Origin of the sequence: Streptosporangium saharense (assembly GCF_014203715.1) — a bacterium.
GTDB lineage: Bacteria > Actinomycetota > Actinomycetes > Streptosporangiales > Streptosporangiaceae > Streptosporangium > Streptosporangium saharense.
The window spans coordinates 34,234-60,805 of sequence record NZ_JACHJP010000003.1 but is presented as its reverse complement, the minus strand read 5'-3'; the positions used below and the strand labels follow the sequence as shown (position 1 = coordinate 60,805).

Annotated in this window: 26 protein-coding genes and 2 tRNA genes; 8 read left to right on the top strand and 20 right to left on the bottom strand. The window is 69.4% G+C overall.

The annotated features are described in order from the left end of the window. Positions 1 to 121: 121 nt before the first annotated feature. Both rpoB and FHS44_RS16310 read left to right on the top strand, forming a co-directional pair. Positions 122 to 3,574, top strand: coding sequence for a DNA-directed RNA polymerase subunit beta (rpoB, locus tag FHS44_RS16315; RefSeq protein WP_184715491.1), 3,453 nt, complete (start codon positions 122 to 124; stop codon positions 3,572 to 3,574). A 73-nt stretch (positions 3,575 to 3,647) separates the two neighbouring features. After that, positions 3,648 to 4,130: a hypothetical protein gene (locus FHS44_RS16310; RefSeq protein ID WP_184715489.1), complete on the top strand. Its 483-nt coding sequence runs from the start codon at positions 3,648 to 3,650 to the stop codon at positions 4,128 to 4,130. Here FHS44_RS16310 and FHS44_RS16305 read toward each other — a convergent pair whose 3' ends face one another. After that, on the bottom strand, positions 4,131 to 4,544 hold the full coding sequence (locus tag FHS44_RS16305) for a VOC family protein (RefSeq protein ID WP_184715487.1): 414 nt from the start codon (positions 4,542 to 4,544) through the stop codon (positions 4,131 to 4,133). Positions 4,545 to 4,635: 91 nt separating this feature from the next. Between FHS44_RS16305 and FHS44_RS16300 the strand changes: the two genes are divergently transcribed. Further along, complete coding sequence (locus tag FHS44_RS16300) at positions 4,636 to 5,214, top strand: TetR/AcrR family transcriptional regulator (protein WP_184715486.1); 579 nt, start codon at positions 4,636 to 4,638, stop codon at positions 5,212 to 5,214. Between the two features lie 12 nt (positions 5,215 to 5,226). Here FHS44_RS16300 and FHS44_RS16295 read toward each other — a convergent pair whose 3' ends face one another. From FHS44_RS16295 to FHS44_RS16275, 5 genes are all read right to left on the bottom strand, one after another. Then, positions 5,227 to 6,006 carry a nucleotidyltransferase domain-containing protein gene (locus FHS44_RS16295; RefSeq protein ID WP_184716558.1) on the bottom strand — a complete coding sequence of 260 codons (780 nt, stop codon included), beginning with the start codon at positions 6,004 to 6,006 and terminating at the stop codon, positions 5,227 to 5,229. Between the two features lie 11 nt (positions 6,007 to 6,017). Continuing rightward, complete coding sequence (locus FHS44_RS16290; protein WP_221460906.1) at positions 6,018 to 6,422, bottom strand: phosphatase domain-containing protein; 405 nt, start codon at positions 6,420 to 6,422, stop codon at positions 6,018 to 6,020. 76 nt (positions 6,423 to 6,498) lie between these two features. Beyond that, a complete protein-coding gene (locus tag FHS44_RS16285) occupies positions 6,499 to 6,792 on the bottom strand; it encodes a hypothetical protein (RefSeq protein WP_184715482.1) in 294 nt (97 codons plus the stop codon). 195 nt (positions 6,793 to 6,987) lie between these two features. Next, positions 6,988 to 7,060: transfer RNA gene (locus tag FHS44_RS16280), tRNA-Ala, on the bottom strand. Between the two features lie 127 nt (positions 7,061 to 7,187). Next, positions 7,188 to 8,660, bottom strand: coding sequence for a vWA domain-containing protein (locus tag FHS44_RS16275; RefSeq protein WP_184715479.1), 1,473 nt, complete (start codon positions 8,658 to 8,660; stop codon positions 7,188 to 7,190). Positions 8,661 to 8,898: 238 nt separating this feature from the next. On the opposite strand from FHS44_RS16275, the gene FHS44_RS16270 reads away from it, so the two are divergent. From FHS44_RS16270 to FHS44_RS16255, 4 genes are all read left to right on the top strand, one after another. Further along, complete coding sequence (locus FHS44_RS16270; RefSeq protein WP_184715477.1) at positions 8,899 to 10,668, top strand: asparagine synthase-related protein; 1,770 nt, start codon at positions 8,899 to 8,901, stop codon at positions 10,666 to 10,668. 93 nt (positions 10,669 to 10,761) lie between these two features. Then, positions 10,762 to 12,150 (top strand): selenium-binding protein SBP56-related protein, encoded by a 1,389-nt coding sequence (locus tag FHS44_RS16265; RefSeq protein ID WP_184715475.1) that lies wholly within the window; start codon positions 10,762 to 10,764, stop codon positions 12,148 to 12,150. A 34-nt stretch (positions 12,151 to 12,184) separates the two neighbouring features. Then, positions 12,185 to 12,805, top strand: coding sequence for a hypothetical protein (locus tag FHS44_RS16260; protein ID WP_246435603.1), 621 nt, complete (start codon positions 12,185 to 12,187; stop codon positions 12,803 to 12,805). Between the two features lie 51 nt (positions 12,806 to 12,856). Beyond that, the gene (locus FHS44_RS16255; RefSeq protein WP_184715473.1) at positions 12,857 to 13,675 is read left to right on the top strand and encodes a MerR family transcriptional regulator; all 819 of its coding nucleotides are present in this window, start codon (positions 12,857 to 12,859) and stop codon (positions 13,673 to 13,675) included. 9 nt (positions 13,676 to 13,684) lie between these two features. Here FHS44_RS16255 and FHS44_RS16250 read toward each other — a convergent pair whose 3' ends face one another. The 13 genes from FHS44_RS16250 to FHS44_RS16190 all read right to left on the bottom strand — a co-directional run bounded on the left by FHS44_RS16250 (position 13,685) and on the right by FHS44_RS16190 (position 25,208). Continuing rightward, positions 13,685 to 14,578: a diacylglycerol/lipid kinase family protein gene (locus FHS44_RS16250; RefSeq protein ID WP_184715470.1), complete on the bottom strand. Its 894-nt coding sequence runs from the start codon at positions 14,576 to 14,578 to the stop codon at positions 13,685 to 13,687. Between the two features lie 72 nt (positions 14,579 to 14,650). Continuing rightward, the gene (locus tag FHS44_RS16245) at positions 14,651 to 15,988 is read right to left on the bottom strand and encodes an MBL fold metallo-hydrolase (RefSeq protein ID WP_184715468.1); all 1,338 of its coding nucleotides are present in this window, start codon (positions 15,986 to 15,988) and stop codon (positions 14,651 to 14,653) included. Between the two features lie 75 nt (positions 15,989 to 16,063). Then, on the bottom strand, positions 16,064 to 16,333 hold the full coding sequence (locus FHS44_RS16240) for a metal-sensitive transcriptional regulator (protein ID WP_184715466.1): 270 nt from the start codon (positions 16,331 to 16,333) through the stop codon (positions 16,064 to 16,066). Positions 16,334 to 16,386: 53 nt separating this feature from the next. Then, entirely contained in the window at positions 16,387 to 17,274 is an 888-nt protein-coding gene (locus FHS44_RS16235) for a hypothetical protein (protein ID WP_184715464.1), read from the bottom strand. A gap of 65 nt (positions 17,275 to 17,339) precedes the next feature. Further along, complete coding sequence (locus FHS44_RS42355; RefSeq protein WP_184715462.1) at positions 17,340 to 18,161, bottom strand: nitroreductase/quinone reductase family protein; 822 nt, start codon at positions 18,159 to 18,161, stop codon at positions 17,340 to 17,342. Between the two features lie 255 nt (positions 18,162 to 18,416). Next, positions 18,417 to 19,418 carry a hypothetical protein gene (locus tag FHS44_RS16225; protein ID WP_184715460.1) on the bottom strand — a complete coding sequence of 334 codons (1,002 nt, stop codon included), beginning with the start codon at positions 19,416 to 19,418 and terminating at the stop codon, positions 18,417 to 18,419. Positions 19,419 to 19,690: 272 nt separating this feature from the next. Next, positions 19,691 to 19,763 (bottom strand) — tRNA-Ala (locus FHS44_RS16220). Between the two features lie 19 nt (positions 19,764 to 19,782). Further along, on the bottom strand, positions 19,783 to 21,213 hold the full coding sequence (locus tag FHS44_RS16215) for an MFS transporter (protein WP_184715458.1): 1,431 nt from the start codon (positions 21,211 to 21,213) through the stop codon (positions 19,783 to 19,785). 157 nt (positions 21,214 to 21,370) lie between these two features. Then, positions 21,371 to 22,213 carry an alanyl-tRNA editing protein gene (locus tag FHS44_RS16210; RefSeq protein WP_184715456.1) on the bottom strand — a complete coding sequence of 281 codons (843 nt, stop codon included), beginning with the start codon at positions 22,211 to 22,213 and terminating at the stop codon, positions 21,371 to 21,373. Between the two features lie 104 nt (positions 22,214 to 22,317). Beyond that, positions 22,318 to 23,478 (bottom strand): CynX/NimT family MFS transporter, encoded by a 1,161-nt coding sequence (locus FHS44_RS16205; RefSeq protein WP_312863678.1) that lies wholly within the window; start codon positions 23,476 to 23,478, stop codon positions 22,318 to 22,320. 258 nt (positions 23,479 to 23,736) lie between these two features. Next, positions 23,737 to 24,408 carry an SRPBCC family protein gene (locus FHS44_RS16200; protein ID WP_184715452.1) on the bottom strand — a complete coding sequence of 224 codons (672 nt, stop codon included), beginning with the start codon at positions 24,406 to 24,408 and terminating at the stop codon, positions 23,737 to 23,739. Between the two features lie 60 nt (positions 24,409 to 24,468). Continuing rightward, on the bottom strand, positions 24,469 to 24,849 hold the full coding sequence (locus FHS44_RS16195) for a hypothetical protein (RefSeq protein WP_184715450.1): 381 nt from the start codon (positions 24,847 to 24,849) through the stop codon (positions 24,469 to 24,471). Beyond that, complete coding sequence (locus FHS44_RS16190) at positions 24,846 to 25,208, bottom strand: hypothetical protein (RefSeq protein ID WP_184715448.1); 363 nt, start codon at positions 25,206 to 25,208, stop codon at positions 24,846 to 24,848. The genes FHS44_RS16195 and FHS44_RS16190 overlap by 4 nt, the downstream gene beginning before the upstream one ends. A 99-nt stretch (positions 25,209 to 25,307) precedes the next feature. Here FHS44_RS16190 and FHS44_RS16185 point away from each other — a divergent pair, with 99 nt between their 5' ends. Next, positions 25,308 to 25,805, top strand: coding sequence for a 2-thiouracil desulfurase family protein (locus tag FHS44_RS16185; RefSeq protein ID WP_184715446.1), 498 nt, complete (start codon positions 25,308 to 25,310; stop codon positions 25,803 to 25,805). A gap of 8 nt (positions 25,806 to 25,813) precedes the next feature. On the opposite strand, the gene FHS44_RS16180 is transcribed toward FHS44_RS16185, so the two are convergent. Beyond that, positions 25,814 to 26,527 carry a hypothetical protein gene (locus FHS44_RS16180; protein ID WP_184715444.1) on the bottom strand — a complete coding sequence of 238 codons (714 nt, stop codon included), beginning with the start codon at positions 26,525 to 26,527 and terminating at the stop codon, positions 25,814 to 25,816. Positions 26,528 to 26,572: the final 45 nt, after the last annotated feature.

The following is a 26,572-nucleotide window of genomic DNA, read 5'->3' as shown; positions in this document are numbered from 1 at the left end:
TTTCGTTTGCCAATTGCGCTATGCTGCTGCCCTCGCGCCGTCTGTCGACGCCCCCGGGTCTTTCCGGGGCGTTTGGCGTGCGCGCAGTCGATTCCATCCGTGATCTCCGGAAGGACATCTGTTGGCAGCCTCGCGCAACGCCTCCGCCGTACCCGCTGGTCCCCGTCGCGTGTCTTTCGCGCGTATTCAGGAGCCGCTCGAAGTTCCTGACCTTCTCGCTTTGCAGACCGAGTCGTTTGACTGGTTGCTGGGCAACGAGAAGTGGAAGGGGCGGGTCGAGGCGGCTCGCCAGGCCGGGCGCAAGGACGTTCCGGCCCAGTCGGGTCTCGAAGAGATCTTCGAGGAGATCAGTCCCATCGAGGACTTCTCCGGGACTATGTCCCTGTCGTTTCGGGACCATCGGTTCGAGCCGCCCAAGTACTCCGTTGATGAGTGCAAAGACAAGGACATGACCTACTCCGCCCCGATGTTCGTGACGGCGGAGTTCATCAATAACACCACCGGTGAGATCAAGAGCCAGACCGTGTTCATGGGCGATTTCCCGCTCATGACGGGTAAGGGGACGTTCATCATCAACGGCACCGAGCGTGTCGTGGTCTCTCAGCTGGTGCGCTCTCCGGGGGTCTATTTCGATCGGAGTGTCGACAAGACCTCGGACAAGGATCTGTTCGGCTGCAAGGTGATCCCGTCGCGGGGTGCCTGGCTGGAGTTCGAGATCGACAAGCGTGACAGTGTCGGGGTCCGGATCGATCGTAAGCGTAAGCAGGCCGTGACGGTGCTGTTGAAGGCGCTGGGCTGGACCAGTGAGCAGATCCTGGAGCGGTTCGGGCGTTACGAGTCGATGCGGGCGACCCTGGAGAAGGATCACACGGCCGGCCAGGATGACGCTCTGCTGGACATCTACCGCAAGTTGCGGCCGGGTGAGCCGCCGACCAAGGAGTCGGCGCAGACGTTGCTGGAGAATCTGTATTTCAACTCCAAGCGGTATGACCTGGCCAAGGTCGGCCGCTACAAGATCAACAAGAAGCTCGGCGTCGACGCCGACATCACCCAGGGAACCCTCACCGAGGACGACATCGTCGCGATGGTCGAATACCTGGTGCGGCTGCACGCCGGTGAGGAGTCCACGGACCTGCCCCTTGAGGCCGACGACATCGACCACTTCGGCAACCGGCGGATCCGCAACGTCGGCGAGCTGATCCAGAACCAGATCCGTCTCGGTCTGGCGAGGATGGAGCGTGTCGTTCGTGAGCGGATGACGACGCAGGACGTCGAGGCGATCACGCCGCAGACCCTGATCAACATCCGTCCCGTCGTGGCGGCGTTGAAGGAGTTCTTCGGGACCTCCCAGTTGTCGCAGTTCATGGACCAGACCAACCCCCTGTCCGGGTTGACGCACAAGCGCCGCCTGAACGCCCTCGGTCCCGGTGGTCTGTCGCGGGAGCGGGCCGGGTTCGAGGTCCGTGACGTGCACCCGTCCCACTACGGCCGCATGTGCCCGATCGAGACGCCCGAGGGACCCAACATCGGCCTCATCGGGTATCTCGCCTGTTTCGCCAGGCTCAACGCCTTCGGGTTCGTCGAGACGCCGTACCGCAAGGTCGTCGACGGGAAGATCACCGACCGGATCGACTACCTGACCGCCGACGAGGAGGACCGCTACGTCAAGGCGCAGGCCAACACGGCCTTCAACGCCGACGGCTCGTTCGCCGAGGCCCGCGTCCTGGTCCGCACCAAGGGCGGGGAGACCGAGCTGGCCCGCGCCGAGGAGGTCGACTACATCGACGTGTCCCCGCGTCAGATGGTGTCCGTGGCGACGGCGATGATCCCGTTCCTGGAGCACGACGACGCCAACCGGGCCCTCATGGGCGCGAACATGATGCGTCAGTCGGTGCCTCTGCTCAAGAGTGAGGCGCCGCTGGTCGGGACCGGGATGGAGTACCGGGCGGCGACGGACGCGGGGGATGTGATCACCGCGGACAAGGCGGGGGTGGTCGAGGAGGTCTCGGCCGACTACGTCACCGTGATGAACGACGACGGCACCCGCACCACCTACCGGGTGGCGAAGTTCAAGCGCTCCAACCAGGGCACCTGCTTCAACCAGAAGCCCATCGTGGCCGAGGGCGACCGGATCGAGGTCAACCAGGTCATCGCCGACGGCCCCTGCACCGACGACGGGGAGATGGCACTCGGTAAGAACCTGCTGGTGGCGTTCATGCCGTGGGAGGGCCACAACTACGAAGACGCCATCATCCTGTCCCAGCGCCTGGTCCAGGACGACGTACTCTCTTCGATTCACATCGAGGAGCACGAGGTCGACGCCCGGGATACGAAGCTGGGGCCCGAGGAGATCACCCGGGACATCCCCAACGTCTCCGAAGAGGTGCTGGCCGACCTCGACGAGCGGGGCATCATCCGCATCGGCGCCGAGGTCGTCCCCGGCGACATCCTGGTCGGCAAGGTCACCCCGAAGGGCGAGACCGAGCTGACCCCCGAGGAGCGGCTGCTGCGGGCCATCTTCGGCGAGAAGGCCCGCGAGGTGCGCGACACCTCCCTGAAGGTGCCCCACGGCGAGCAGGGCAAGGTCATCGGCGTACGCGTCTTCTCCCGCGAGGAGAGCGACGAACTGCCGCCGGGCGTCAACGAACTGGTGCGCGTCTACGTCGCCCAGAAGCGCAAGATCACCGACGGCGACAAGCTCGCCGGCCGACACGGCAACAAGGGCGTCATCTCCAAGATCCTCCCCGTGGAGGACATGCCGTTCCTGGAGGACGGCACCCCGGTCGACATCATCCTCAACCCGCTCGGCGTGCCGGGCCGGATGAACGTCGGCCAGGTGCTGGAGACCCACCTGGGCTGGATCGCCGCCCGAGGCTGGGACATCACCGGCGTGCGGGAGGCCTGGGCCGAACGGCTGCGCGACAAGGGTTTCGCCGAGGTCGACCCCCGCACCAACATGGCCACCCCGGTGTTCGACGGCGCCAACGAGGAAGAGATCGTCGGGCTGCTGGGCAACACGGTCCCCAACCGTGACGGGGAGCGTCTCGTGCAGCGCGGCGGCAAGGCCTGTCTGTTCGACGGGCGGTCCGGGGAGCCGTTCCCGCATCCGATCTCGGTGGGCTACATCTACATCCTGAAGCTGCTGCACCTGGTGGATGACAAGATCCACGCCCGGTCGACGGGTCCGTACTCGATGATCACGCAGCAGCCGCTGGGTGGTAAGGCGCAGTTCGGCGGTCAGCGTTTCGGCGAGATGGAGGTGTGGGCGCTGGAGGCCTACGGTGCCGCCTACGCCCTGCAGGAGCAGTTGACGATCAAGTCCGACGACGTGCTGGGCCGGGTGAAGGTCTATGAGGCGATCGTCAAGGGCGAGAACATTCCCGAGCCGGGCATCCCGGAGTCCTTCAAGGTTCTGATCAAGGAAATGCAGTCGCTGTGCCTGAACGTCGAGGTGCTCTCCAGCGACGGCATGTCCATCGAGATGCGTGACACCGACGAGGACGTCTTCCGCGCCGCCGAAGAGCTCGGCATCGACCTGTCCCGGCGCGAGCCGAGCAGCGTCGAAGAGGTCTGACAGCGCGCGGCCCGCGCCGGGGCCTCCCCGGCGCGGGCCCTCGTGAGTTCCCTCGTGAGTTCCGGAGGACACGATGAACGCCGAGACGGTCACCCTGCTCTTCGACGTGGTCGAGCGTCTCCAGCGAAGCATCGTCGCCCGTCACTGCCCGGCGGTCGTCGCCATCGAGGGCGAGCGGCGGCTCGTGCTCAGCGACTACGACTATCTCCGTGACCCGCGTTCGGCCACCTTGTTCGAGGAGCGGGCGGCCGTCAGGGCGCAGGAGATCCGGGCGACGCGGTGGGTCTTCGCCGTCCCCCTGGTGTGGGTCACCACGCCCGACGCGGTCTACAGCCGGGCCGTGTCCAACCACCCGCTGCGCGAGGGGGAGCAGGAGACGATCACCTGGATGAGTTTCCACGAGGGCGACGGCGTGGACTACGGGCGGGTCCCCTACGCGCGCCGCCCCAGCGGGGAGCCGGTGTTCGACACCCCGGAGATGTTCGCCGTCGGGGTACGGCCCGCCCGGGCGATGCCGGGTCACACGCTCCTCAACGAGCTGTTCCCCGACGGCTGATCACGCCGTGAACCGCTCCGCGTACTCGGCGGACGGCTCGATCGGCGTGATCACGTCGATCAGCACCCCGTTCGGGTCGGCGACGATGAAGTGCCGCTGCCCGAAGTCCTCGCTGCGCAGTTCCAGCTCGGGCCGCAGGCCGTGCCGTACGACCAGGCGCTCCCACTCGGCGTCGGCGTCCTCGACCTCGAAGTTGAGCAGCAGCCCCCGCACCGGCGCGCGGTACGGCTCGGGCAGCGTCGGGTGGCGGTGGTCGAGCAGGGCCAGCTCGTACGGCGGCGCCCCCGGGCGCCGCAGGCTCACGTACCAGTCCGCCTCGAAGGTCGGCTCGAAGCCGAACAGCTCGACGTAGAAGTCCCGGCTCTCGGCCAGGCGCTCGGTGCAGACGACCGGATAGAAGCTGGTCAGGATCATGGCGAACCCCTTTCACATACCGTCGGTATGTGAAAGCTAGTTGGCGTACCATCGGTATGTCAAAAGGCCGTCGGCGTCCCGGAGGAACGGCATGAGCAGGGCCGAGCAGCGCGAACAGACCAGGCGCGCACTGCTGCGGGAGGGCAGACGGCTGTTCGCGGCCGAGGGCTACGGGGCTGTCGGCCTGTCCCAGATCGTCACCGCCGCGGGCGTCACCAAGGGCGCCCTCTACCACCACTTCGACGGCAAGGCGGCGCTGTTCCGCGCCGTCCTCGCGCAGGTGCAGAAGGAGGTCGGCCGACGCGTGGCCGCGACCGCCGACGCCGAAACCGACCCCTGGGACCAGCTCGTCGCCGGGTGCCACGCCTTCCTCGCCGCGAGCACCGACCCGGACGTCCGGCGGATCATGCTGATCGACGGCCCCGCCGTACTCGGCTGGCAGGAGTGGCGCGCGCTCGACGAGGCGGCCTCGGCCCGTCACCTCGCCGAGGCGCTGACCGGCCTGGTCGAGGCGGGCGTCATCGCCGAGCAGCCGGTCGCCCCCCTGACCCACCTGCTCTCCGGCGCCATGAACGAGGCCGCCCTATGGCTCGCCGACTCACCCGACCCCCAAAACCTCCCCGACACCCTGGCCGCCCTCACCAGGATGCTGGAGTCCCTGCGCGCCTGAGGAGTCAGGCTCTCACGCCTCCGTGGACCAGGTCTGGGTGTAGGCGTTGATCAACCATTGGTCGGAGCGGTCCCGGTCGGGGGTCTCGGGCAGCGGGGAGGTAGACAGCAGTTTCTCAAGGCGTGCTTCGAGGTCGGCGGCGATGGCGAGGGTCTCCTCCCTGGTGTGCTCGCCCTTCCTGATGCCGGTGATCAGGGAGCGCCACGGTTCGGGCATGGGGAGGGTGATCGTGCCGTGCTCCATGAGCTCGACGCCCTGTGCTCCGAGGCGGACCATGTGGCCCGCGAACTTCGTGTCGTATCCGTGCAGGGCGATCAGTTCGGGGCGGTTGGTGCGTTTCCCGTTGGGGTGCTCCACCATGCGCTCCCGCTGGGACCGGAGATAGCCGAGGAAGCGGTGGCCCGCCTGACGGGACAGGATGAAACCGGGCCCCTCGGTGAGGAGGTCACGGCCGAGGTCGGTGATGGAGACGATCTCGGCCTCGGGCACGAAGAGCCCCAGCAGGACCGTGGGGTTGCCGTCCAGGGCCAGCCGCATCCACTTGCGGAGGCTGTAGACGGTCAGGTCGAGATCGCCGTGACCGGAGCGGACACCCTCGGGCTGGGTGCGGTAGACGTACTGGTCGAACCTGCGCAGTCCCACGACGTAGGAGGCGGGTTCGACGCAGATGCCCATCTCGTCGCGGTCGTCGGTGCCCGCGATGGCCGTGCCGTGCAGCCCGGAGCCGACCTGGAAGCGGAAGATCGTGTGCCTGTCGGCGATCTCCTGGAAATCGGGGCCGCCGTGCTTCATCCAACCGGTCATCAGTAGTTCCCTTCGGCGACCTGGAGGACGGTCAGGCCCAGCGAGCGCCACATGGCGGTGACGGAGGCGCGGTCGTCGATGACTCCGGCGACGGGGCGGTGGGCGAAGTGCCTGGTGTAGATCTCGCGCTTCACGATCGTGTCGGGCCGGTTGTCGCCGTCACGACGCATCCACACCTCGGTGTCGTCGAGGCTGGTGACATGGGTGGCGAGCCACATCTCGGTCTGGCGGCGGCACTGCTCCTTGCGCCCCGAGACGAACGCGACGGGGTGTCCGGCGAGGAGAAGGGCCTGGACGACGGCGACCACGGGAGGGTTGGGAGTGTCCTCCCCCACCCGGTTCCAGTCGTAGGGGCGCCGGTCTCCGCGCAGGGCGAGGGTGCCGTCGATGTCCACGATCCACACGGGGCTCACTGGACATCGAACCCTTCAACCCCGAAGACCGGCATCTCGCTCATCCTTCTTCCTCCATGGAGAACCGCTATCTCCCTTGCGGGAGCGACATCCCGAGGCTGATGACCCCGGCCAGGAGCGGGAAGACCGCCGTGACGCCCCATCGCCACTCCCCCACCCAGATCCAGGCGAGCAGCATCGCCACGGCCACGGCGAACAGGACGAGCGCCACCCACATGGCCGGACCCGACGGACTCGCCTCGTTCTGGGTCCTGACGCTCCACTGGCGGGGCGGCAGCCCGGCGTCACGGAGCGCCTGCACGACGGCGCTGTACTGGTCGTCGGTCGCGTCGGTGACCGTGATCCGCAGGGTGGTCGTCATGGGCTCCCCCACCCCTCACGGGCGGCCGGGTCGTCAGGCACCTCTGCTCCTCCTGGGCTCGGTGACGCGCGTCGTCCGAGGCTGAGCGTAGTGGTGCTCCAGATGGGGGCATATGCCCGGCTTCCCGTTTTCGTACGGCCCGGCAGGAAAGACGACGAGGTCCCGTCCGGTTCGGACGGGACCTCGTGTTCGCTGTGGAGCTATGGGGATTCGAACCCCAGACCTCCTCCATGCCATGGAGGCGCGCTACCAGCTGCGCCATAGCCCCTTGCGTTTCGCGCCGCTCGGCGGCACCACGCCAGTGTATAGGACATCTCGCCCTGCTCCGTAACCGTCGTGGCCGCCGGAGAAAAGCCGGGGAAAAAGGGGAAAGCGGCTCCCCGGCGGCCGTACGGCTAGCGGAAGGACAGGGCGCGGGTGATCAGGGTGGCGAGTTCGGCCACCGCGGGGTCCTCCGTCGAGGCCGCCAGACGGCCCGCGTGCTCGGCGAGCTGTTCCGTCTCGATCCCCGCGGTCGGCTTACCGGTGCGGAGATACTCGGCGAAGGCCGCGGCGACCACGTCCACCTGGAACCTCGGCGACGGCTTCTCCCACAGGGAGGAGGCCAGGTCTGCCCGCCCGATGGAGCCGCTGGCCTCCCCCGGGTCACGGGTGTCGGGGTCCTGCCAGCGCACGGTCGCCGTGGCGAGCTGCCCGGAGGCGCCCTCGCGCAGCCGTACCTCGTACAGGGCCGTCACCGTGTGGCCGGGGCCGATCTCGCCGCCGTCCTTGCTGTCGTCGCGGAAGTCCTCGGCCGCGATCCGCCTGTTCTCGTAGCCGATCAGGTGGTAGGACTCGACAGTCGCGGGGTTGAACACGACCTGCGCCTTGGCGTCGCGGGCCCGCAGGTCGAGGTTGGCGGCGAGCTGCTCGACGAACACCTTGCGCGCGTCGTCGACCGAGCTGACGTAGACGGCGGCGCCGTCCCCGTTGTCGGCGAGCTGCTCCATGAGCTGGTCGCCGTAGTCGCGGCCGACGCCGACGCACAGCAGGGTGATCTGGCGGCCCGCGTACTCCTCGACCCGGTCCAGGATGCCCTGCCAGCTCGTGTCGCCGTTGTTGGCCAGGCCGTCGGAGAGCAGGATGACCCGGTTGGTCGCCACCGGCCTGAAGGCCTTGGCCGCCTCCTGGTATCCACTGGTCAGCCCCGCCTCAAGATTCGTCGAGTCCTGTACGGCAAGCCGCTCGACGGCCGCGTCCAGCTCCCGCCGCTCGGTCGCCGGGGTCATGGACAGCACGACCTCGGCCTCGTCGCTGAAGGCCACGATGGAGATCCGGTCGCCGGGGCCGAGCTGGCCGATGAGCTGGTGCAGCGCCTCGCGGACCAGGTCGAGCCTGCCGGGTTCGCCCATCGAGCCGGAGACGTCGACCACGAACGTCAGGTTCGCCGGGCGCCGCTCCTGCGCCTGCGCCTGGCGGGTGCGCAGGCCGACCCTGAGCAGCGCCGTACCGTTGCCCGGCATCCGCGCGCCGTCCATCCGCACGGAGAAGCCGTCGTCGTCGGGTTCCCGGTAGTCCTGGCGGAAGGAGTTGACAAACTCCTCCGGCCTGACCCTGTCGCGTTCCGGCAGTCTTCCCTCCCCGATGACGCGTCTGGCGTAGTCGTAGGAGGCCGTGTCCACGTCGAGGGCGAAGGTCGAGATCTGGTCGACGGTGGTGTCGTTCGTGTCCTCGGCGCCGTCCTCACGTTCCTGGGGCGCCTGCGCCGTTCCACCGCTTCTCGGCTGGGTGTTGTTCGCGCTGTCCGCCGTGGGCGCCGACGACCCGCAGGCGGCTGTGAACCACAGGGCGAGGACGGCCAGGAAGATGGCGAGCGTGCGTTGTTTCATGTTCGCCTCCACAGGGAGCCACGAGGAATTCACCGGGATTTACAGGGTTTTACGGGGATTCGTATGCCACCCCCTACGACGACCCCTTCGCGGCTCGCGCCGGGGGCTTGACCCAAGCGAGCGCAAACCGTGCCCGGCGCGTGACCGGCCTCTCCCCTGCCCGGACGCCCTCGGTGCCACATGATTTCCTTATTAATCCCGCTTCATGCCGAAAAAAGGAGACATATGATTCGGGGCCATGCGCGTGTATCTCGGACTGGCCGCCAAACGTCCAGAAGCCGGAGTTCCCGAGGCGATGCTGCACACCGTGCGCGCCTCGATCGAGACCGCCTTCCCCGTCCCGCCCGAGGTCATCAGGTCCCGTGAGTGGCACAGGCCGGGCATCAGCCTGTTCGCCTGGACCAACGAGCCCGACGACTCCCGGATGCCCCCGCTGCTGGCCGTCGGCCACGACCGGGTGACCGGGGTCAACGGCAACCTGGCCGTGCCCAACGAGGTCGACTACCTCGCGGGCGCCCCGGAGCTGAGCGCGGAGGCCGTCGGCGGCTGCTTCTCGGTGTTCCGCGCGACCGGCACCGAGCTGGCCGCGGCGACCGCGATCCACCGGGTCTGCCCGGTCTACTACGCCGAGAACCAGGATGTGCACGTGATCGGCAGCAGGGCGCTGCTGGTCAGCCTGGCCACCTTCGGCGATCGGGTCGAGTGGGACGTGCTCGCGCTGCAGTCGATGATCAGGCAGGGCTACTTCCTGTCCGACGAGACGCCCTACCGGGGGGTCAGCGCGCTGCCGCCCTCCGCGACCGTCAGCGTCAGGGGCGGCAGCCGTACGGTCGCCGAGGCACCGTTGCCTGTCGCGGTCGCCGCGCCGTCGTCGTCGAGGCGGCGCAGGGCCCTCATCGGGGGGCTGGCCGACGCGCTGCTGACCTCGGTCGAGCCGCTGCGCGCGGCGGGCGAGCCGGTCAACCTCGCCCTCACCGGCGGCCGGGACAGCAGGCTCGCCGCGGCGGTGCTGCACGCGGCCGGGATCCCGCTGCGCGCGACCACCAACGGCCTCGACAGCCACCCCGACGTGATCCTCGCCGGGCGGATCGCCGGGGCGCTCGGCGTCGAGCACACGGTCATCCCCCCGGCCCGCACCGAGCGCAGGGACGCCGTCCTGGTCGAGCACCCGCTGGCCAGGACCTACGAGACGCTGCGGACCTGCGAGGGGATGACCTCGGCCTACGAGTCGATCGTCGGCTACCTGCCGTACAACGCCAGGCCGACCATGTCGGGGCAGAGCGGGGAGGTGCTGCGCGCGGGCAGCTTCCTGCTGCTCCAGAGCGACCTGAGCCCCAAGGCCCTGCGGCGCAGGATCGACACCACGTTCCTGCGGGACCAGGCCCTCTTCAGCGCCGAGGCCAACGAGCACGCCCGTGAGCTGGCCCGTCCCTGGCAGGAGCGCGAGGGGATCGAGGCGCTCGACCAGATGTACGTCTTCTACCGGATCGGCCGCTGGCAGGCCGGGTCGAGGGCGGGATCACAGCGCCGAGGCGACCCGGTCTGGCCGTTCCTCGACAACCGGGTGGTGCGCGCGGCCCTGGGACTCGACCAGGCGTGGCGGCTGTCGGAGGAGGTCGTCCACGAGCTCATCACCACCCTCGCCCCGAAGCTTCGCCACATCCCCATCGAGGGCAAGCCGTGGCGCTTCACCGCCGAGCGGCGCTACTACCCCTGGCAGCGCAGGCCGGGATTCCTGACGGCGCCGAAGACCGGGGGCGGCTGGAGCTGGCGCACCAGCCCGGGCGAGGCGCTGAGCGGCGTGCTGCGCGAACACGTCCTGGGCCACCTCGACCTGCTGGCCCCGATCGTCTCCCCCGACGAGGTCCGCAAGCTGTTCGCCACGCCCGCGGTCACCAAGCCCGCCCAGGCCTGGCACCTCTACACGGTGGCCACGATGCTGTCGGGCGCCTATCCGGGCAAGGTTCCCGAGGGACTTGAGGAGATCCGCGTCCCGGTCCCCGCATGACCCGTACCGGAGCGACTACGTAAAATCACCCCTAGACAGCAGAGAGTTTTCCTACAAGATTAGTGGGATATTGATCTCGGCCTAGGAGTTCCCGTGGCACTCATCCAGCCCGATCCCACCTTCTATCCGTCGGCCCGCGACGCCATGCGGGCCCCGAAGGAGGAGCTCGCCTACGTCGCCCTGCTCGACGCGGAAGGGCAGGGCCGTCCCGACGGGCTCGCCACGATCGACCTGTCGAACGGGTCGATCGTCAGCGTCGCCGACATGCCCAACGCGGGTGACGAGCTCCACCACTTCGGGTGGAACGTCTGCAGCGCCGCCCTGTGCCCGTATGCCCCGCACCCGCACGTCGAGCGGCGCTACCTGGTCCTGCCGGGGCTGCGGTCGAGCAGGATCTACGTCTTCGACGTCAAGGACGACCCTCGGCGGCCCAGGCTCGTCAAGACGATCGAGCCGGAGACCGTCTTCGAGAAGACCGGCTACAGCCGTCCGCACACCGTCCACTGCGGCACCGACGCGATCTACGTCAGCGCGCTCGGCAACGTGGACGGCGACGCGCCCGGCGGCGTCTTCACCCTCGACCACGACACCTTCGAGCCAAAGGGCCGCTGGGAGGCCGACCGGGGCCCGCAGGAGCTGCACTACGACTTCTGGTGGCACCTCGGCAACGACACCATGATCACCAGCGAGTGGGGCACCCCCAACCAGATCGAGGCGGGCCCCTCGCTCGACCTGCTGGTCGGCAGGCAGTACGGCCACAGGCTGCACGTCTGGGACCTGACCAAGCGCAGGCACCTGCAGGAGATCGACCTCGGCGACCAGCACCAGATGGCCCTCGAACTGCGTCCCGCGCACGACCCGTCCAAGACCCACGGGTTCGTCAACACGGTCATCAGCGTCGAGGACCTGTCGGCGAACATCTTCACGTGGTACCAGGAGAACGGCGTCTGGAAGGCGAAGAAGATCATCACCATCCCCGCCGAGCCCGCCGACGCCGACCTGCTGCCCGAGCCGCTCAAGCAGTTCGGGGCGGTTCCGCCGCTGGTGACCGACATCTCGCTGACCCTCGACGACCGCATCCTGCTGGTCTCCTGCTGGGGAACGGGCGAGCTGAAGGCCTACGACGTCTCAGAGCCGTTCTCCCCGCGTGAGACCGGCTCGGTGCGCGTCGGCGGCATCGTCGGCCGCGCCGCGCACCCCGCGCACCCGGAGCGGGCGCTGAACGGCGGTCCGCAGATGGTCGAGGCCAGCAGGGACGGGCGGCGGGTCTACTTCTCCAACTCGCTCTACCGCTCCTGGGACGACGTCTTCTACCCCGACGGCGTCTCCAGTTGGATCGCCAAGGTGGACATCGGCGACGACGGTTCGCTCACCCTCGACGAGGACTTCTTCGTCGACTTCGCCTCGGACGGCCGCCGCGCCCACCAGATCAGGCTCCAGGGAGGCGACTCCTCCTCCGACTCCTACTGCTTCCCGTCCTGATTCGTCCGATCGCGGAAAGGGGTCGGCCTCCTTCATGAACGCTCCTGCGGGCCTCATGGACCTGACGTCCGTGCTGGTCCTGGCCGGTCTCGGTGCCTTCCACGGCCTGAACCCGGCCATGGGCTGGCTGTTCGCCGTCGCCCTCGGCCTGCAGGAGCGCTCACGCGCCGCGGTGCTGCGGGCCCTGCCGCCCATCGTGCTGGGCCACGCGGGCTCGGTGCTGGTCACGCTCGCGCTGGTGTCCCTCGCGCGGCTGGCCGTTCCCCCCAAGGCCGTCTCGTACGGCGTCGCCGCCGTGGTGTGCGGCTTCGGGATCTGGCGGATCGTACGGCGCCGCCACCCCCGCTGGGTCGGCATGCGGGTGACCCGGTGGCAGCTTGCCGGGTGGTCGTTCCTGATGGCCACCGCGCACGGGGCGGGTCTGATGGTGCTCCCGATCACCCTGCGCGGTGGCCACGGCGCCGCCGTACTCGCCTCGCAGAGCCTGCTGGCGACGGCGGTCCACACCGTGGCGATGCTCTCGACGGTCACGGCGATCGCCCTGCTGGTCTACGAGAAACTGGGGGTGGCGGTGCTGCGCAAGGCGTGGTTCAACCTCGACCTCGCCTGGGCCGTGGCCCTCGTCGGCGCCGGAGCCTTCGCGGCCCTCACCTGAGAACGGCCGTTTGACCCTGACACCGTGTGAGTCCGTATACCTGGAACCATCATGTTCAGCATCGGAGACTTCGCCCAGCTCGGCCGTGTTTCGGTACGGATGCTGCGCCACTACGACGCGCTCGGGCTGCTGCGGCCCGCCCACGTCGATCCGGCCAGCGGCTACCGCTTCTACCGCGCCGAACAGCTCTCGCGCCTCAACCGCGTCCTCGCGTTGAAGGATCTCGGCCTCACCCTGCAGCAGGTGCGCGCGATCCTCGACGAGAAGGTGACCGTGACGGAACTCCACGGCATGGTACGGCTGCGCCGCGCCGAGCTTGAGGAGCGCATCGCCGCGGACACCGCGCGGCTGCTGCGGATCGAGGCGAGGCTCCGGACGATGGAGAGGGAGGGCCACATGGCCGTCGAAGAGGTCGTCGTCAAGCGCGTCCCGCCGGTGCGGGTCGCGGAGGTCAGCGCCGTGGCGGCGAGCTACGACAGCGAGGAGATCGGTCCCGTCATCCAGCCCCTGTACGAGGAGCTGTTCCAGCGCCTCGGAAGGGCGGGGGTCGCGCCCTCGGGGTACGGCATCTCCTGCTACGAGCCCGCCGAGGACGGCTCGGTCGTCGTGCACGCCGGGGTCGAGGTGGCGGCCCAGCCGTCCCCAGAGCACGACTTCGCGATCGTGGACCTGCCCGAGGTCGAGAAGGCCGCGACCATCATCCACCGGGGGCCGATGGAGCAGGTCGACGCGACCTACCAGATCCTGGCCCACTGGGTCGAGGAGCACGGCTACCGCAGCCTGGGCCTGGCCAGGGAGGTCAGCCTCGAATGCCCGGACGACCACGAGGGGTGGGTCACCGAGATCCAGCTCGCCGTGACGACCGGATAGTCCACGGGGTCAGGGGACGCGGACGGTGATCCCGCCGGGCACGACCTTCGCCTTGAGCCGGGTGACGGTTCCCTTGGCGCCGCCGTCCAGCTCGTAGGTCATGGGGGCGCCGAGCCTGACGGTCACCTTGCGCGCCCGGGTCATCCTGACAAATGGGGACTCGTCCGAACGGCCCGCGCTCATCCTTCCGAGCACCCGGGCCCACTGGACGGGTCCCTTCGCCGTGGTGACGCCGACCTCCAGCCAGCCGTCGTCCGGTCGCGCGTCGTCGAAGGCCTCGATGCCCCCGGTGATGGTCCCGACGTTGCCGAACAGCAGGCAGCTCGCCTCCCCCTCGAACCACGGGACACCGTCGATCTTCACGGTCATCGAGACGAGGTCCCCCCGGATGTGCCGCAGTCCAGTCCACAGGTAGGCGACCCTGCCCAGCCTGTCCTTCAGCCCCCGGTCCGCGTCCTTGATCATCTCGGCGTCGAAGCCGACCCCGGCCATGACGGCGAAGTGCTCGCCGTTGACCCTGCCCAGGTCGAGCTTCCTCTCCTTGCCGCCGAAGGCGATCCGCACGGCCTTGGGAAGGTCCTCGGGGACGCCGAGGTTCTGGGCGAAGAGGTTGGCCGTCCCCGCGGGGATGATCCCGACGGGCACCCCGGAACCGGCGAGCGCGTCGACGCACCGCTGCACCATGCCGTCCCCACCCCACACCAGGACCAGCTCGGCGCCCTCCTTGAGCGCTTTGCGCACCTGTTTCGGCGCCTTCTTGCTCTTCGGCACCTCGTACCACAGCAGCTTGTCCACGCCCTCGTCCGCGACGAGCCTGCGCAGCTCGTCCAGACCGCCGCCGAGTGTCTTCCGCCGGTGGGCGATCACCGCGACCGTGCCCGCTCCGCCCGCCTGCCGCAGCATGGATCCTCCTGTGGGGCCGCCATGGGTCTACCCGCCTGCGGCTGCCCCGGAGACGCGTCCGCAAACGCCCGGTCAGCGGACCCCTTCGCGCGTGGCCAGGGCCGCCGCCACCTGTGCCGCCCCGGCGCCGTCCAGCACAACAGGATGCAGGCCGTGGCGGGTGAGGATCGTCGCGGCGATAGCGGCGCGGCGCCCGGAGCCGCAGACCACCGGCACCTGCCGCTCACCCCGGAGCCGCCCGGGAAGGCCCTGGGAGACCAGGTCCGGCAGGAAGCGCTCGACCGCGCCGGGCAGCGGATCGGCCCGCCACTCGCTGGGCATGCGCACATCCAGCACCCGGGCCCCGGGCATCCGCCCGAGGAAGGCCGTCAGGTCGAGCAGTTCGAAGCGCGCACTCGCGTACCGGCCGAGATCACGCACGACGCCCCGCACGTCGTCGATGCCGACCCTGGCCAGCTGGGTGAGGGCCTCGGAGACGTCCTGCCCAGGCTCGGCCACCAGCACGATCGCCTCGCCGTACGGCACCAGCCAACCCACCCAGCTACCGAAGTCGTCGCCGATCGCGACGCCGGTCGAGCCTGGCAGGAAACCTGCGGCCTGTACGGCACGCGGCCGGATGTCCACGACACGCGCGTCGCGGGGGATCTCCTCGACCGGGATCTCCGGGGGCCGTCCGTCCGGCATGGCGGGTGCCCCGAGGAGGTTGGCCGGTCCCACGTGGGCGTAGAAGGCCGGGATCGGCATGGGTTCGGTCAGCAGTTCGTCGGCGAAGGTATCGGCGTCGGGCAGCGCGAGCAGCGGGTTGTCCCGGTGTTCGTCGGCGATCGTGGAGGTGTGGCGGCCCACTCCGGCCGTGCCGCAGAAGGACCCCTCGCCGTGGGTCGGGAACAGGTCCACCTCGCCGGGCAGCGCGGCCAGCCGGTGCAGCGAGCCGTACTGCAGTCTGGCCAGGGTGCGGGCGCGCTCGGGTCCGAGCAGGTCGGGCCGTCCCGCGGCGGAGACCAGCAGGCTGCCGCCGGAGAAGACCGCAGCCGGTTCGCCGTCGACCAGCACCAGGTAGCTGGTGTGCTCCGGGGTGTGGCCCGGCGTGTGCAGCGGGCGGATGGTCAGGCCGCCTTCACCGGGGATGTCCTCAAGGTGGAAGGCCGGGGTGTACGGGTAGGCCGTCGCGGCCGCGACGGGAAGCACCAGCTCGGCGCCGGTGCGCGACGCCGCCTGAGCGCCGCCGGAGACGTAGTCGTTGTGCAGGTGGGTCTCCAGCACGAGGCGCAGCTCGACGTCGCGCTCGGCGGCCACGTCGAGGAAGCGGCCGACGTCGCGCTGGGGATCGACGAGAACACCGCGTCCCTCGTGGACGAGCAGGTAGCTCTGGTCCCCGAGACCGGGTGTGCGGAACGAGATGACCTCCATCGTGGGCCTTCCTTCCATAGATACTCCGGGGGGTATGTGTGGGACACATGGCGAGCGGGCACCCCGCCGCCCGGTTCAGGCCAGGGACAGGAAGAGCTTCTCCAGTTCCTCCAGCCTCATCGGAGCCTGCTCCCCACGGGCCTCGGCGTCCTGGCAGTGCTTCAGACCGCTGGCCACGATCTTGAACCCCGCCCGGTCGAGCGCCTTGGACACCGCCGCGAGCTGGGTCAGGACCTTCACGCAGTCCTCCCCCGCCTCGATCATCGAGATCACCCCGGCGAGTTGCCCATGTGCCCGGCGCAGCCGCGTCACGGCGTCGCCCACCATCGATTCCGTCAGCTCCATACCCCCCAGGGTATTCACGGCCCTCCATACCGACAAATCGACCTGCCACCGGGTCACGAGCGGCGCGGGTCGTAGTTCTTGAACCGACCCAGGTGGACGTCGCTCTCCGGAAGCACGGGCAACCCGCTGCCGGAGTCCAGCACCACCCGGCGCCCCAGGGGCTCCCGCAGTGTCACCTCGGCAACGTCCGTCCTGCCCATCGCGACGCAGACCCTCACGTCGTCGTCCCGGACATCGACGTCGACGACCACCGCCTCCGGTGTCTCGTGGACGCGTGCGCCGTACGTCGTGTCGCAGACGCCGTGCTCGTAGCTCAGCCTGAGCCTGGTCGGCGCGTGCACCTCGTAGGTGCTCACCTCCTGGATCCCGTCGTCGAGCGGCCGGGGCGGCCCGCCCATCGCGGCCGGATCGACCGCCACCCGCCGGAACGGCCGTGGCACCCCCTCAACGGTGAAGTCCCACGTCGGAACCCGAACCTCCCCCCGGCTGCTGGGCACCGTGGCCTCACCCCGCGCCACCGCGACCACGCGCAGCGGCCGGCAGCCCCCGGCCGGGCACTTCTCGTCGACGAAGGACTTGGGCTTGCTCAGCCCGGCGTAGGCGGCCGCGGCCGTCAGGACCGGCACGCTCAGCGTGCCCCCGTCGACCCAGCGCAGCGTGGCCGGGGCGGGCGCCTCGACCGGGAGGTCGGTCTCCAGCCTCCAGGCGCTGTTGATCTCGCTCCGTCCGACCCAGCGAGGCGTGCTTTTCCAGTCGGGCTCCAGGGTGAGATTCCGCAGCGGGACGAACCCCGCGACCCATGGCTCCCGCTCCGCCGAGTCCCGCCAGTGGCCGGCGACCTCACGGGCACGGTCGGCGAACTCCTCGGCGGTGACGGGCGCGCGGCCGGAACCGCAGGCCGTCGCGAGCACGAGGAGCACGATGATCGAAAACCATCTCATGTCGGATAGACGCGTCACCCGGCCCATCCGATCCCCGTGCCGCGCGACGAGGTCCCGCCCGGGGTTCAGGCGAGGTCGAGGATCGGGATCAGTTGCTCCTCCTCGTACGTCAGGTGCGCTTCGAGCTCGTCGGTGAGCCGTTCGACCTCGGCCCGCACCTGCTGCGGATCCTCACCGGACAGGGCCCGCTTCAACTCCTCCACGAGTACGGCGACGCGCCCGTGCTCCCTTGTCAGCCGCTCCAGGGCGGGGGCGAGCGAGGGATGCCGTTCGGCGAGGGCGGGGAACATCATGGTGTCCTCGCCCGTGTGGTGATGGTGCAGTCCCTGGCAGACGGTCAGGCAGTTGATCCGCAGCTGAACGCCCAGGCCGGGCCGTCCCGACTCCGACAGCTCCTTGCGGATCAGCGCGAGTTCGCGGCGGAAGCCGTCGTGCACCAGCCTGAGGTAGGCGCCGCCGGACGGCGCGTTGCTCCGGGGCGGACCGGTCACGCGGAGCGCGACGACCGGGATGACGCGTGTGGTCTTGGCCTGGTAGTCGGCCCAGCCGGGGTCGCCCTCGACCGCGCGGGCGAACGCCGCGTCCCGCTCCGCGCCCTCCAGGATCTCCGCCTCGACGTCGAAGTCGAGGACGCCGGTCTCCACGGTGGCGCGTGGGTTGGCCCTCAGGTTGTGGTACCACGCCGGGTTGGTCGGCGCTCCCCCCGCGGAGGCGATGACCAGCATGCGGTCGCCGCCGTCCGGCAGGTAGCCGAGCGGGGTCGTGTGCGGCCTGCCCGAACGGGCGCCGACGGTGGTGAGCAGGAGCAGTCTCGCTCCCTCGAAATAGCCGCCGACCTGGCCGTTGTTGGCCCGGAACTCGTCGATGATCTGCTTGTTGAAATCCACTCTTCTCCATTGGTGGTCGCATTACTGCTTTGCCGTACTGAATGGAGAAGAATGCGGCGGGCCACGTGCCCGCCCGGCGATCAAACGTCAGCCGGGCTGCTCTCTGGTGCGTGGCCCAAGGCCGACCCGGCAGTCACGTGCGCAACGCTACTTCACCAAGACATTTCCCGCAAAAGCGGGACACCCACCTCGGTAGGAACAACGAGGTCCCGCCCGAGCCGGACGGGACCTTCGAAGATCACTTCCCAGGACGCACTAGTTGTCGTAGCGGTGGGTCACCACGAACGTCGTCCCCTCAAGTGCCTCTCCGACGGGAGTCGCCGCCCAGTCAGCCAGTTGCCGGGCTCGCTTCCCGCCAAGGTTCAGCACCTCTATGAGCTCGGAGGCGGTAGGTGGGGTCGCTCGAACACAGCGAAGAACTGGCTCTCCGGTCGCGGAACCGTCATCGTCCTCCGGGTCATCGGGTATCCATTGCACGATCTCCAGATTCCAGGCGTCGTCGTCATCGACGGGCATGGGGGCGAGAATGCTGAGAAAGTAGCGACCCGACTCGTCCAAGGGTTCGTACTCGATGGAGAGAGATCTATCTATGACGAAATTCACTTCATCGTTGTCACACCGAACGTAGACGTCGTAGAGAAGCCGCAGGTCATCAACCGCCCGTTCAAGGCGCTCGGGGAAAGCGCCGTTTTCGAGACGGTCAAAGCGGGAGTGTTCTCCTTCCAGACAGTGAGGATCGCCGAGGTAGATATTCCCTCGGTGACTGTCGAAGGTGACGAACGGATTTTTAATCTCGCACAGGCGCGTGTCTTCCGTCTCCTCGACGTCGGAGTCCTCTGAGGAGACGGCCAAGGCGCCCGCCTCCGTTTCGAGCTCGGCTTTGACCGCTGCCCGGACGGGGGCGGGCAGCGAAGACGTCGCGGCGTCCAGCTCGATCAGGGCCTGGTTGAGCAGCAGTTTCACGTACGCGTACCAGAGGCTGTGCGCCCCCTTCAGCAGATCCTCTCGCGCCTTCTCGTCAACGAGCGCGGCGAGGTGGTCGGCGGGATATCCCTTCACGCCCCTTCCGCGCTCGTCCCACACGGCGACGGGCACGGTCGCATAAGCGGAGACTCTGTTGAGCGCATTCACCAGGGGTGTGGCAAGCGCGGCGTTCTCCACGCTCGTCACGGTCACCGACCGAACGGCGTCCGGCGCACGATAGGTGGCCAGAATCTGTACTTTTCCACGATTCGCATGCTGGGAGTAAATGGCCATGGGGATGCGTCCTTTCAGCCGAAAGGACGCATCAGGTCCAGTCGACTCGAGGAGAGAAGGATGCGGTGCCAGGTCATAAACAACGAGACCAGGCACCTGAAAGCGTGTCGGCGGTGGTTCAGACCCAATTCCGAACTCCGTGCCTGCTCGAAAGATACGTGTCTTTGAGCACAAGGGCAACCCGATGGCGTTTCCCGATCCCCGGCCCACCGTGGCCGCATCGGAAAAACAACGAAGTCCCGTCCGGATCGGACGGGACCTCGTGTTCGCTGTGGAGCTATGGGGATTCGAACCCCAGACCTCCTCCATGCCATGGAGGCGCGCTACCAGCTGCGCCATAGCCCCTTGTGGTGCAGGAGAAATCTTAGCCGACTTCCGGGACCCCTCGTGCCATCGCGACGGCGGCGAGGGCGACCAGGGCGGAGGCCACGGCGCTCACCGCGACGATCGTGAAGGACAGCACGTAGGCGCCACGCGCGGGGACGGCGCTGTTCCCGATGGTGATCGAGGTCAGCAGCGCGGCGGTCACCGCTCCCGAGGCGCTGCCCCCGATGGAGCGGACCAGGGAGTTGACCCCGCTGGCGATGCCGCTCTGGTCCATCGGCACATGCTGTACGGCCAGCGTCCCCAGGGCCGCGTAGGCGATCCCGAAGCCGAGTCCCTGCAGCGTGTTGGCGCCGATCAGGTCCAGCACCGAGGTGTTGAAGATCGCGAACCAGCCGAAGGCGGCCGCCGTGATGCCCGCGCCGACGGCCAGGGAGCGGGCGGCGCCGAGGCGGCCGGAGATCCGTCCCGCCATGAAGGACGACAGCAGCATGGTCACGGTGCTCGGCAGGGCGTAGAGGCCGACGTCAAGGACCGATCCGCCGAAGCCGTACCCGGCCGAGGGCGGGGTCTGCACGAAGCTGGAGACCAGCGTGAAGGAGCCGAACATCGCGAAGCCGAGCAGCAGCGCGGCCAGGTTGGCGGGCAGCGACCTGCGGCCGACGAGCAGGTCGAGCCGGACCATCGGCGCCCTGAGCCTGAGCTGGCTGAACACCCACACCGCGCAGATGGCCGCGGTGGCGGCGAACAGGGCGGTCACCCGGGGGGAGCTCCAGCCCCAGTCGTTGCCCTTGGAGACCGCGAGCAGCAGGCAGACCAGCCAGGCCGACAGCAGCAGCGCGCCGACGAAGTCGAGACGGCCCCCGGCGCGGATCCCGGTGTCGTGGGCGCTCAGGGCGATGAGGACGACCGCGACCACGCCGAGCCCGGCGGTGATCCAGAAGACCGGGTGGTGGCTGGGCGTCCTGTCGGCGATGAGACCGGTGACGATCATGCCGATGTTGCCGCCGACGCCCATGGTCGCGCTGACCACGCCGATCGCGGTCATCACCCGGTGGGCAGGGAAGCTGTCCCTGATCATGCCGATGGCCAGGGGGATCAGCGCGGCGGAGGCCCCCTGGAGGGCGCGGCCCACGATCAGCACAGGCAGGGTGAGCGAGACGGCGCAGATCACGGAGCCCAGGACGAGCAGGCCGACGGTGAACAGAATCATCCGCTTTTTTCCGTACATGTCCCCCAGGCGGGACAGCAACGGCGTGGCGACCGCGCCCACCAGCAGGGAGGCGGTGAAGACCCAGGCGACCTCGTCGACCGAGACGCCGAAGGTGACCATCATCCTCGGCAGCAGCGGGATGACCACGGTCTGCTGGACGGAGACGACCATCCCGGCCATGGAGAGGGCGAAGAGGGTGAGCCAGAGCTGTCTGCTCTGGCGGGCGGCACCGAGTTCGGCGACGGCCACTCCTGCCATGATCCCCCTCTTTTCTCATCAACTTGCGCAATGAGATGGTAAATGCTCGTCAGAAAACGTCATCTACTGGGTCATGTCACGTCACGGGTAGCGAGATACGTCCCAGACGTTATGGTCACGGGCTTCTCGGAGAGCATCTCCGCAGGCGGGAACGGCGTCAGCCCGCGGTGGTGCGCATGGTCAGTTCGGTGCCGTCCCCGGACAGTTCGAGGGCGACGGCGACGGCGCCGAGCCGGGCGGTGCTCGCCAGGTGGGTGCCGCCGCACGGGATGGCCGCCTCCCCCTCCGGCAGACCGCACCGCCAGGTACGGCGCGCGGTCAGCTCACGTCCCGGGCTCTCGATCGTGACCGGGGCGTCGGCCGCGACCCACTCCTTCAGCGTGTCGCCGACCCGCCGAGTGATCTCCGGGAGGCTCTCCCCGAGCCCTTCCACGGCGAAGCCCTTCCGCCGCAGCGATCTGCCCAGCCGGTAGACGTCGAGGCTGCCGCCCGGCAGGATTCGCGAGGAGGCGATGGCCGTCTGGTCGAAGTCGGGGTGCCCCAGGCCGTCGGCGGGGACCTCCTTGCGCCACCGGTCGGCCAGCGCCGCGTTGAGCGCGAGCGCGGCGAGGTGGCAGGCGGTGTGTCCCGTGGAGAGCGCGTGACGGTGCTCGGCGTCCACCACGAGATCGACCTCCCCGTCGGGCACCGGCTCCGGCGTGACGTGGACGACCAGCCAGCTCCAGCCGGGGCTGCCGCGCCGTACCGGAATGTTCTCGCCCAGGTGGACCTGCCGCTCGCCGTCGGCCACCGCGCCGGTCATGCAGTCGGTGACCGGGATCCCGGCGACGGTCCCCCGGTCGGCGGGCTGGTCGGGCCAGGTGTGGTCGAGCGGATGGAAGGGGGTCTCGGCGACGACCGTCCCGTGCCGCTCCCCCACGGGCACCCGCGCCACGACCGTGGAGCGCCCTGTGACCTCCCCCGACGGATAGCCGACGAGCGTCGATCCCTCGATCACCATTCTTCCCCCCTGTCCCCTTTCCGCCCCTCCATCATGTCAGCCACATGAGTACGGCCCGCGCCGCCCCCGAGGAGGCACGGGCCGTACCGCGAAAGACCGGGTGTTCAGGGGGTCAGGGCGGCCTCGTCCTCCAGGTAGCGCGCCCGGCCGGCGTACCAGCCGGTGGCCAGCTGCACCCCGACGACCACGAGCAGCAGCAGGAAGGCCAGGGACCAGCCTCCGCTCGCCTCGTGCATCACGCCGACGACCAGGGGACCGGCACCCGCGATGAGGTATCCGGCGCTCTGCCCGAAGGCGGACAGCGCGGCGGTCGCCTCAGGAGTGCGGGTGCGCAGGGCCAGCATGGTCAGCGCCAGCGGGAACGATCCCATCCCGATTCCGACGAGTACGGCGAACAGCCAGGCGGGAACGGCGGGGACGAGCCACAGACCGAGGAACCCGACCGTGTAGAAGGCCACGAAGGCCGCGACGACGGGCCGCTGGTCGGCGAACTTCGAGGCGATCCACGGCACCACCATGGAGACCGGGATGCCGATCGCGGTGAAGACGCCCAGCGTCAGCCCGGCCTGGCCCGCGGTGTAGCCGCCGTCGATGAGCATCTTCGGCAGGAAGCCGAACATGATGTAGGCGACCATGCTCTGCGTGCCGAAGTAGGCGGCGACCGCCCAGGCCAGCTTGCTCCTGACCAGGCTCCGGGGACCGAAGTCGGTGCTGCCCGTGTCCCGCTCCGGCTCACTGCGCGACAGCGCAAGCCACGGAATGGCGGCGACAGCGGCCAACGCCGCCCACACCCCGAGGGCAACGTGCCAGTTGCCGTCGGCGGCCCGTTCGATCGGAACGGTCGCGGCGGCGGCGAGCATCGTGCCGGCCGCGAGGGCAGTGGTGTAGACGGTGGTCATGGTCCCGGCCCGGCCGGGGAAGTGGCGCTTGATCAGGGTGGGGATGAGCACGTTGCCCACGGCGCCGCCGGACAGCGCGAGCGCGCTGCTGAACAGGAAGACCTCGGCGGAGTCGACCATGGCGCGGACGAGCAGTCCGGCGCCCAGGGCGACCAGGGCGCTCAGCAGCAGCCGGTGCTCGCCGATCTTCCTGGCCAGGGCCGGTGTCACGGCACCGACCGAGGCGAAGATGAGAACGGGTAGTGTGGTGAGGAGCCCTACTCCGACGCCCGACATGCCGAGGCCGGAGGAGATGCGGTCGAGCACCGGCCCCACGCTGGTGACCGCGGTGCGCAGGTTCAGTGCGGCGAGGACGATTCCCAGCACGAGCAACCAGGCGAAAGACCCTGTCGTTCCACCGGTGCGGCCCCGAGTCTGATGGGTTAGCACGCTCATGCGGGGTTCAGTCCTCCTCAGTCGAATTCACCCAATCGTAGGATGATTGGCTGACTCCAACTGTAACAGGACCTAAAAGTTGGTTTGTTCCTGGCAATGCGCAAGCTTGCCAAAGCCCTGACACAGTGAAAGCCGGGTCACGCTCTCCCTTACAGAGCGTGACCCGGCTCTCCTCACCTCAGAGAGACCTCAGATGCGCGGTCCCGGTGCGGCGGGCGGCTCCTCGCCGGGGCGCCTTCCCGCCCCGGGCAGCGGGCCGCTGCCGGGAGGGGCCAGCGGGGAGGACGGCGGGTAGTCCTGGCCGACCGTGCGCGGCGGAACCGGCTCGTCGTAGCCGTAGCCGCCGTCCCCGGGCCTGTCGGTGACGGTCACGCCGCCACCACCGAAGCCCGAGCCTCCACGGTCGTGGGGACCGGGGACCTCACCGCGCCAGGCGCCGCTCTCGTTGCCACGCGACTCGATGAACGTCTTGAAACGCTCCAGGTCGCCGCGGACGCGGAGACGGACGATCTGCAGCCAGTCACCCGCGGTCTCGACGAAGCCCTCGGGCTCGTACTCCATCTGGAGCGTGACACGGGTGGTCTCGGGGGACAGGTGGTGGAAGGTCACCACCCCCGCCTGGTGCGGCTGACCGAGGGACTTCCACGCCACCCGCTCGTCCGGGTGCTGCTCGGTGATCTCGGCCTCGAACTCACGGTGGACGCCCGCGATCTCCACGGCCCACGCGGTCCGGGTGTCACCCAGCTGCTTGACCGACTCGACGCCCTCCATGAACTCGGGAAAGCTCTCGAACTGGGTCCACTGGTTGTAGGCCGTCCTGATCGGGACGTTCACATCGACGGACTGTTCGATCGTGCTCACAGGTCTGCCTCCCTCTCGTGGGTTCGAAAGGCGCACCTGCCCGACGATCCGGGGACGTAACTACCCGCGCCGCAAAAGCCAGTAAAGGCCCAGCACCGGCAGCACAAGAGGGATGAAGACGTAACCGCTGCCGTAGCCCGACCAGACCGTCGCGTGCGGGAAGGCCGCGGGGTCGGCCAGGCTCAGCGTGCCGACAATCAGCACCCCCGCCAGCTCGACGCCGCAGGCGGCCAGGGCCAGGCGCCGCTCCCCCCTGACCAGCGCCACGGCCAGCACGAGGTAGACCAGCGCGGCGAACGCCGACAGCGAGTAGGCCAGCGGCGCCTCGCCGAAGCGGGTCGCGATCTGCACCCCGGCCCGTGCCCCCGCGGCCAGCGCGAAGATCCCGTAGACCGCGACCAGCGCGCGTCCCGGCCCCGAGCCGATCGCCGGTTCGCTCATGCCGTCCCCTGCCAGAGCTGCAGCAGCCGTCCCACCATGACGCAGACCGCGAAGGCGCCGACCGCGACCACCGCGGAGCCCCAGCGCGAACGCTCGGCGAGCCCGAGGAAGACCGCCCCCGGCGGGATCAACAGCGCCCCCACGAGGTAGCCGACGAAGGTCGCCGTCTCCTCCAGCTCCCTGCCCCCGACCACCCCGGCGACCGCGAAGCCCGCCTGGACGAGCAGGCCGAGTTCGAGCAGCGCGAGCATGACGAGCAGCACGGTGCCCATCGGCCGGTTACGGCCCGCGGCCACGACGGCGGCCAGCACGATGACCAGCGCCAGGATGATCAGGGCGGTCGCGAGCGGGCCGATCATCGGGACATCACCGTGACGGCCACCGTGGCAGGAGGCATGGGCAGTAGGGTACTGCCCGCCGTCGCCGCCCCATTCTCCGCTTCGGCATACGCTGGTTCCGTGGAGAGAATCCTGGTCAGCGCCTGCCTCATGGGACGGCGGGTCCGCTTCGACGGGGCCGCGAAGACCAGCGGTGACGCGCTGCTGGCCGCCTGGCGGGCCGAGGGACGGCTGGTGCCGTTCTGCCCCGAGGTCGAGGGCGGCCTTCCCGTTCCCCGGCCGCCCGCCGAGATCGAGGGTGGCGCGGGCGGCGGGGCCGTACTGTCCGGGACGGCCAGGGTGCTCACGGCGGACGGGACCGACGTGACGGCGGCCTTCCTCGCCGGGGCGCGGGCGGCGCTCGACGCGGCGCTCTCCTGCGGCGCGCGGGTGGCGATCCTGAAGGAGGGCAGCCCCTCCTGCGGGAGCCTGACCGTCCACGACGGCACCTTCGGCGGCGGCCGCCTGCCCGGCGCCGGGGTCACCACCGCCCTGCTCGAACGGCACGGCGTCTCGGTGTTCGGCGAGGACAGGATCCCCGCCGCCGCCGTACGGCTGCGCGAGCTGTCCGGAGCCTGAAGGGCTTTTCAGTACTCCCAGACGTCGGTGCGGCTCTCCCCGCCGACGCAGTAGACCGCGGAGCCGTGCTGCCCCTGCACCAGGTCCACCCTGACCCACCCCTCCGCCTGGGTCACCTGGGCCTCGAAGCCCGGGTTGGGGTTGGCGGAGACCACCTTGCACACGCCCGCCGTGATGCTGAAGGAGACGGAGCCGTTCTTGGCGCTCACCGTCTTCGCCCCGTTGTCGGCCGCGAGCTGGGCGGTCGGGCTGGGGGTCGTGGGGGCGGCCTTCTCCGGCTCCGGCGCGCTCGTCGGCGCCTTGGCCGGGGCCTTGGTCGGCGTCCTGGTGGGCGTCCCGGTCGGCTTGGGCGGGGCCTCGGTCGTGCGCGAGTGGCCGGAGATCCGCCTGGGCCTGACGAGTCCCCCGGCGTCGTCCCTCGCCTGGCCGCTGGCCCGGGGGTTGGAGGTGCTACGGCGTCCGTAGGGGGAGCTGTAGGGGCCGGGGGTGCGCCTGCCCTGTGGGGAGGCGCTCGGCGGGCCCGAGACGGTGGCCGTACCGGTCGGTGGCCGTGAGGGCAGCGCGATGGCCCCGATCCGGGACAGCTCCGAGTCCAGGGACTCGACCCTCACGTCGTCGAAGACCTGGCTGCTCAGCACGTCACGGACGCCGAACCAGGTGATCGAGGCGGCCAGGACCGTGGCACTACACCACACCACAATGAATCCCACGGTTTGCCTCATGCGGTGAATTATTACCTCATGTGCTTCTTTGTTCACTACGGTTAC

What these genes read in the sequence shown, in the direction of transcription:
- FHS44_RS16235 (WP_184715464.1), bottom strand. Translation starts at nt 17,274, where the DNA reads ATGAGATGGTTTTCGATCATCGTGCTCCTCGTGCTCGCGACGGCCTGC.
- FHS44_RS16180 (WP_184715444.1), bottom strand. Translation starts at nt 26,527, where the DNA reads ATGAGGCAAACCGTGGGATTCATTGTGGTGTGGTGTAGTGCCACGGTC.
- FHS44_RS16305 (WP_184715487.1), bottom strand. Translation starts at nt 4,544, where the DNA reads ATGATCCTGACCAGCTTCTATCCGGTCGTCTGCACCGAGCGCCTGGCC.
- FHS44_RS16270 (WP_184715477.1), top strand. Translation starts at nt 8,899, where the DNA reads ATGCGCGTGTATCTCGGACTGGCCGCCAAACGTCCAGAAGCCGGAGTT.
- FHS44_RS16285 (WP_184715482.1), bottom strand. Translation starts at nt 6,792, where the DNA reads ATGACGACCACCCTGCGGATCACGGTCACCGACGCGACCGACGACCAG.
- FHS44_RS16300 (WP_184715486.1), top strand. Translation starts at nt 4,636, where the DNA reads ATGAGCAGGGCCGAGCAGCGCGAACAGACCAGGCGCGCACTGCTGCGG.
- FHS44_RS16275 (WP_184715479.1), bottom strand. Translation starts at nt 8,660, where the DNA reads ATGAAACAACGCACGCTCGCCATCTTCCTGGCCGTCCTCGCCCTGTGG.
- FHS44_RS16250 (WP_184715470.1), bottom strand. Translation starts at nt 14,578, where the DNA reads ATGCTGCGGCAGGCGGGCGGAGCGGGCACGGTCGCGGTGATCGCCCAC.
- FHS44_RS16245 (WP_184715468.1), bottom strand. Translation starts at nt 15,988, where the DNA reads ATGGAGGTCATCTCGTTCCGCACACCCGGTCTCGGGGACCAGAGCTAC.
- FHS44_RS16260 (WP_246435603.1), top strand. Translation starts at nt 12,185, where the DNA reads ATGAACGCTCCTGCGGGCCTCATGGACCTGACGTCCGTGCTGGTCCTG.
- FHS44_RS16195 (WP_184715450.1), bottom strand. Translation starts at nt 24,849, where the DNA reads ATGAGCGAACCGGCGATCGGCTCGGGGCCGGGACGCGCGCTGGTCGCG.
- FHS44_RS16210 (WP_184715456.1), bottom strand. Translation starts at nt 22,213, where the DNA reads ATGGTGATCGAGGGATCGACGCTCGTCGGCTATCCGTCGGGGGAGGTC.
- FHS44_RS16240 (WP_184715466.1), bottom strand. Translation starts at nt 16,333, where the DNA reads ATGGAGCTGACGGAATCGATGGTGGGCGACGCCGTGACGCGGCTGCGC.
- FHS44_RS16295 (WP_184716558.1), bottom strand. Translation starts at nt 6,006, where the DNA reads ATGAAGCACGGCGGCCCCGATTTCCAGGAGATCGCCGACAGGCACACG.
- FHS44_RS16225 (WP_184715460.1), bottom strand. Translation starts at nt 19,418, where the DNA reads ATGGCCATTTACTCCCAGCATGCGAATCGTGGAAAAGTACAGATTCTG.
- FHS44_RS16310 (WP_184715489.1), top strand. Translation starts at nt 3,648, where the DNA reads ATGAACGCCGAGACGGTCACCCTGCTCTTCGACGTGGTCGAGCGTCTC.
- FHS44_RS16190 (WP_184715448.1), bottom strand. Translation starts at nt 25,208, where the DNA reads ATGATCGGCCCGCTCGCGACCGCCCTGATCATCCTGGCGCTGGTCATC.
- FHS44_RS16215 (WP_184715458.1), bottom strand. Translation starts at nt 21,213, where the DNA reads ATGGCAGGAGTGGCCGTCGCCGAACTCGGTGCCGCCCGCCAGAGCAGA.
- FHS44_RS16255 (WP_184715473.1), top strand. Translation starts at nt 12,857, where the DNA reads ATGTTCAGCATCGGAGACTTCGCCCAGCTCGGCCGTGTTTCGGTACGG.